Genomic DNA, 5,184 nt, shown 5'->3' on the forward strand with positions numbered 1-5,184 from the left:
CGGGGCGCTCGCCCCGCGGGGTGACGACGCCCCGGCGCGGCTGTGGTGCGCCACCCGGGGCGCGGTCGCGACCGGCGGCGCCGACCGGCTGGAGAGCGCCATCCAGGCCCAGGTCTGGGGCTACGGACGGGTCGTGGCCCTGGAGCAGCCCGAGCGCTGGGGCGGTCTGGTCGATCTGCCGGAAACCGTGGACGAGCGGGCGCTGGACCGGCTCGCGGCCGTGCTCGCCGGGGCCGACGACGAGGACCAGGTGGCGATCCGCGCCACCGGGGTCTTCGTACGCCGCCTCGTCCCGGCCCCGCGCGACGCGGCCACCGCAGCCGCCGAGCCCTGGACGCCGCGCGGCACCGTGCTGGTGACCGGTGGCACCGGAGCCCTGGGGCGGCATGTCGCCCGCTGGCTGGCCCACAACGGCGCGGAGCGGCTGGTGCTGCTCAGCCGCCGGGGCCCCGACGCGCCGGGCGCGGCCGAGATCGTGGCCGAACTGTCCGGCACCGACACCGCCGTGACCGTCGAGGCATGCGATGTGGCCGACCGCGACGCGCTCGCCGCGCTCGTGGAGAAGCTGGCCGTGGACGGCACCCCGGTACGTGCCGTGGTGCACTCGGCCGGGATCTCCCAGGAGCCCGGCACCGGCACCGAACTCCCCGAGTTCGCCGGGATCGTGGCGGCCAAGACGACCGGTGCGGTCCACCTCGACGCCCTCTTCGGCGCGGACGCCGAGCTGGACGCCTTCGTGCTCTTCTCCTCGATCGCCGGGGTGTGGGGCAGTGGCGGCCAGGGTGCGTACGCGGCCGGAAACGCCTTCCTCGACGCGCTGGCCGAACAGCGCCGGGCGCGCGGGCTCACCGCCACCTCCGTGGCCTGGGGTCCGTGGGCGGAGGGCGGTATGGCCGCCGAGGGCGACGCGGAGGAGCAGTTGCGCCGCCGTGGACTGCCGCCGATGGCACCGGAGCTGAACATGGTGGCCTTCCAGCGGGTGCTCTCCCGCCAGGAGACCGCCGTGACGGTGGCCGATGTCGACTGGGAGCGGTTCGCCCCGGCCTTCACCGCCGCCCGCCCCCGCCCGCTGATCGACGATCTGCCGCAGGTCGCCAAGGCCCTGCGGGGCGGCGGCGAGGGCGAATCGGCGGGCACGGCGACCGCCGACGGCGCCTCCGCGCTGCGCGAGCGGCTCGCCGGGCTGGCCGTGGCCGACCGTAAGGACGCGGTGCTGGAGGTGGTCCGCACCCATGTGGCCACCGCCCTCGGCCATGCCTCGGCCGACGAGGTCGGGGCCGGACGCGCCTTCAGCGAGCTGGGCTTCGACTCGCTCACCGCGGTCGAACTGCGCACCCGGCTCGGCGCCGCCACCGGCCTCAAGCTGCCCGCGAGCCTGGTCTACGACTACCCGACCCCGGCCGCGCTCGCCGAGCATCTGCTGACCGAGCTGATCCCGGACGGACCGGGCCACGGCCCCGGCCATGCCGCTGCCCATGTGGACACCGATCCGCAGGACGCCGAGCTGCGCCGCACTCTGGCCACCATCCCGATGGGCCGGATCCGGGAGGCGGGGCTGCTGGACACGCTGCTCCGGCTGGCCGATCCACAAGCAGCCAGTTCCGAACCAAGCCGCGTCGAGGACGAGGCGGAGTCCATCGACGAGATGGACGTCCAGCACCTCATCGACATGGCGCTCGACCTCGACAGCCTCGACGGCAACGATTCCTGACGCGGGCCCAAGCACGGAGTACACGATGACAACCCCCAACGAAAAGCTCGTTGACGCGCTGCGGGCCTCGCTGAAGGAAACCGAGCGGCTGCGGAAGCAGAACCAGCAGCTCACCGACGCGTCCCGGGAACCGATCGCGATCGTCGGCATGAGCTGCCGGTTCCCCGGCGGCGTCGGCAGCCCCGAGGAGCTGTGGCGGCTCGTCGTGGACGGCCAGGACGCCATCTCCGGCTTCCCCACCGACCGCGGCTGGGACATCGAGGCGCTGTACGACCCGGACCCGGAGCGCGAGGGCACGTTCTACGCCCGCGGGGGCGGCTTCCTGTACGACGCGAGCCGGTTCGACCCGGGCTTCTTCGGCATCTCGCCGCGTGAGGCGCTCGCCATGGACCCGCAGCAGCGGCTGCTGCTGGAGACCTCCTGGGAGGCGTTCGAGCGGGCCGGGATCGACCCGGACACGATGCGGGGCTCGCGCACCGGCGTGTTCGTCGGCGCGTCCACGCAGGCGTACGGGGCGGGGGAGTACGACCTCCCGGAGGGTGTCGAGGGCCATCTGCTCACCGGCACCGCCTCCAGCGTCGCGTCCGGCCGGCTCTCCTACGCCTTTGGCCTAGAAGGCCCGGCGGCCACCATCGACACCGCCTGCTCCTCCTCCTCGGTCGCGCTGCACCTGGCGGTCCAGGCGCTGCGGCAGAGCGAGTGCTCGCTGGCGCTGGCGGCGGGCGCGACCGTGCTGTCCTCCCCGGATGTGTTCGTGGAGTTCAGCCGCCAGCGCGGCCTGGCCGCCGACGGCCGCTGCAAGTCCTTCGCGGCCTCGGCGGACGGCACCGGCTGGTCCGAGGGCGTCGCGGTGCTGCTGGTCGAGCGGCTGTCGGACGCGCGGCGCAACGGCCACCCGGTGCTCGCGGTGGTGCGCGGCAGCGCCGTGAACCAGGACGGCGCCTCCAACGGTCTGACCGCGCCCAACGGCCCCTCGCAGCGGCGCGTCATCCGGCAGGCCCTGGAGAACGCCCGGCTGACCGCTGCCGACGTGGACGCGGTGGAGGCCCATGGCACGGGCACCACGCTGGGCGACCCCATCGAGGCACAGGCCCTCCTCTCCACCTACGGCAAGGAGCGGCCCGACGGGCGCCCGCTGTGGCTCGGCTCGCTGAAGTCGAACATCGGCCACACCCAGAACGTCGCCGGTATCGGCGGCGTCATCAAGATGGTGATGGCGATGCGGCACGGGGTGCTGCCGCAGACGCTGCACGTTGATGAGCCCACCCCGCATGTCGACTGGTCGGCGGGAGAGGTGTCCCTGCTGACCGAGGCGCGGCCGTGGCCCGAGACCGGCCGGCCGCGCCGGGCGGGCGTCTCGTCCTTCGGTGTGAGCGGGACCAACGTCCACACCATCATCGAACAGGCGCCGGAGGCCGAAGCGGCGGAGACCGCTTCGGCTCCTGTGACGGCTCCGGCCGTGGTGCCGTGGGTGCTGTCGGGGCGGGGCGCGGGCGCGCTGCGGGACCAGGCCGAGCGGCTGGTCGCGCAGGTGGAGGCGGATGGCGAGCCGCGTCCGGTGGACGTGGGGTTCTCGCTGGCGACCGGGCGGTCCGCCTTCGAACACCGTGCGGTGGTGGTGGCCGAGGACCGGGACGGGCTGCTGGCCGGTCTGGGCGCGCTGGTCGAGGGCCGTGGCGCGCCGGGTGTGGTCGAAGGCTCGGTGGCCGGTGGCAAGGTGGCGTTCCTGTTCACGGGGCAGGGGAGCCAGCGGCTGGGGATGGGGCGTGAGCTCTACCAGGCGTATCCGGTGTTCGCCGAGGCGCTGGACGCGGTGTGTGCGGAGCTGGACGCGCATCTGGAGCGGCCGCTGCGGGATGTGCTGTTCGGGGATGACGCGGAGGCGCTGGATCGGACGGGGTTCACTCAGCCCGCTTTGTTCGCGGTCGAGGTGGCGCTGTTCCGTCTCGTCGAGGCGTGGGGTCTGAAGGCGGACTTCCTGTCGGGCCACTCGATTGGTGAGCTGGCCGCCGCGCATGTGGCGGGTGTGTTGTCGCTGGCGGATGCGGCGCAGTTGGTCGCGGCTCGTGGCCGTCTGATGCAGGAGCTTCCGGCCGGTGGCGCGATGATCGCGGTGCAGGCGTCGGAGGACGAGGTGCTGCCGCTGCTGACCGAGCGGGTGTCGATTGCCGCGCTCAACGGGCCGATGTCGGTGGTCATCGCGGGTGATGAGGACGAGGCTGTCGCGATTGCGGCGGGCTTCGAGGCGCGGGGTCGGAAGACCAAGCGGCTCACGGTCAGCCACGCGTTCCACTCGCCGCGCATGGACGGCATGCTGGACGCGTTCCGCGAGGTCGCGGAGGGGCTGTCGTACGAGGCGCCGCGTATCCCGATCGTCTCCAGCCTCACCGGTGGCGTGGTGGCCGCCGAGGAGATCACGACCGCCGACTTCTGGGTGCGCCACGTCCGTGAGGCCGTCCGCTTCCTCGATGGCATACGGACGCTTGAGGCGCAGAACGTCTCCACCTTCATCGAGCTGGGCCCCGACGGTGTCCTCACCGCCATGGCCCAGGACTGCGCGACCGGCGAGGACGCCGCGTTCATCTCCGCGCTGCGCAAGGACCGCCCCGAGGCCGAGGCGCTGACCACGGCCATCGCCCGGGCCCATGTCCGTGGCGTGGCGCCGGACTGGGCCGCCTACTTCGCCGGGACCGGCGCGGTTCGGGTCGATCTGCCGACGTACGCCTTCCAGCATGAGCGGTTCTGGCTGGAGCCGGGTGCGGCGTCCGTGGGCGATGTGGCCGCCGTGGGGCTGGAGTTGGCCGGACACCCGCTGCTGGGTGCGGCGGTGCCGCTGGCGGAGTCCGATGGACTCGTCTTCACGGGACGGCTCGGCCTCGACACCCACCCCTGGCTGGCCGATCACACGGTCCGGGACGCGGTGGTGGTGCCGGGCTCGGCGTTCGTGGAGCTTGCCGTCCGGGCCGGTGACCAGGTCGGTTGCGACCTGCTCGACGAGCTGACCCTGCACACCCCGCTGGTGCTGCCCGCACGCGGCGGCGTCCGGCTACAGGTCACGGTCGGTGCCTCGGACGACGCCGGGCGTCGCTCGTTCACCGTCTCCTCCCGCCCGGAGGACGCCGCCGCCGACACGGCGTGGGTGCGGAACGCGGGCGGTGTGCTCGCCTCCGGCGCCCCCGCCTCGTCGTTCGACCTGGCCCAGTGGCCGCCGACCGCCGCCGAGGCCATCGAGCCCGAGGCGCTCTACGCCCGGCTGGCCGAGGCCGGGCTGCGGCACGGCCCGGGATTCCAGGGGCTCACGGCCGCCTGGCGGCGCGGGGACGAACTCTTCGCCGAGGTCCGGCTGGACGACGACATCAAGCCCGGCGCCGGAGAGTTCGCCGTACACCCGGCGCTGCTGGACGCCGCCCTGCACGCCCTCCACGGCCGTGAGGGTGCCCAACTGACCGATGTCTGGCAGGGCGTCCGGCTGT

Annotated in this window: 2 protein-coding genes; both read left to right on the forward strand. The window is 73.7% G+C overall.

Annotated features, from left to right (window positions below):
* Positions 1–1,711, forward strand: a 1,711-nt coding sequence (locus KN815_RS45300; RefSeq protein WP_216347629.1) for a beta-ketoacyl reductase, incomplete at its 5' end; no start/stop codon positions are given.
* Between the two features lie 25 nt (positions 1,712–1,736).
* Positions 1,737–5,184, forward strand: a 3,448-nt coding sequence (locus KN815_RS45305; RefSeq protein ID WP_216347630.1) for a type I polyketide synthase, incomplete at its 3' end; no start/stop codon positions are given.

Source organism: Streptomyces niphimycinicus, from assembly GCF_018883605.1.
GTDB lineage: Bacteria > Actinomycetota > Actinomycetes > Streptomycetales > Streptomycetaceae > Streptomyces > Streptomyces niphimycinicus.